Origin of the sequence: Rubrivivax gelatinosus, from assembly GCF_016583785.1 — a bacterium.
Classification (GTDB): domain Bacteria; phylum Pseudomonadota; class Gammaproteobacteria; order Burkholderiales; family Burkholderiaceae_C; genus Rubrivivax; species Rubrivivax gelatinosus_B.
This window is the reverse complement of sequence record NZ_NRRU01000240.1, coordinates 1-555: the sequence shown is the minus strand read 5'-3', so window position 1 is coordinate 555 and position 555 is coordinate 1. Positions and strand designations below refer to the sequence as shown.

At 73.2% G+C, this 555-nt stretch carries 1 protein-coding gene; it reads left to right on the top strand.

What is annotated here, in order from left to right:
- A partial coding sequence (locus CKO43_RS25605; protein WP_242481429.1) for a phage baseplate assembly protein V occupies window positions 1–555 on the top strand: 555 nt, incomplete at both ends.

Here is a 555-nt window from a genome sequence, read left to right as displayed (position 1 = left end):
CACCGGGCCTGCAGACCGCCACCGTCGTCGGCCCCGAGGGCGATGCCGCCTCGGCCGAAGAGATCCACACCGACCGCCTGGGCCGCGTGCGTGTGCGCTTCCCGTGGCAGGACGGCGAGCACCGCGCGGCCGACACCAGCCGCTCGTCCACCTGGGTGCGCGTCATCCAGCGCTGGGCCGGCGGCGGCCACGGCGTGCAGTGGATCCCGCGCATCGGCCAGGAAGTGCTGGTGGGCTTCGTCGAAGGCGACATCGACCGGCCCATCGTGCAAGGCGCGCTGTACAACGGCCGCGGCGAAGCCGGCGTGCCGGCCACGCCGGGCGGAGCACAGACGGAAGCCGACCTGGCGCCCCTGGCGGCCAGCAGCGACCACGCGCCGGGCGCGCAAGGCAACCTCACATCAGGTCACAGCCCCGCCTGGCACGGTGCCGGCCCGGGCGAAGCCACCGAAGGCCAGAACGCGCAGAACAACGCCGCGGCGCTGTCTGGCTTCAAGACGCGCGAGTTCGGCGGCATCGGCTTTAACCAGCTGGTCTTCGACGACAGCGACTCGC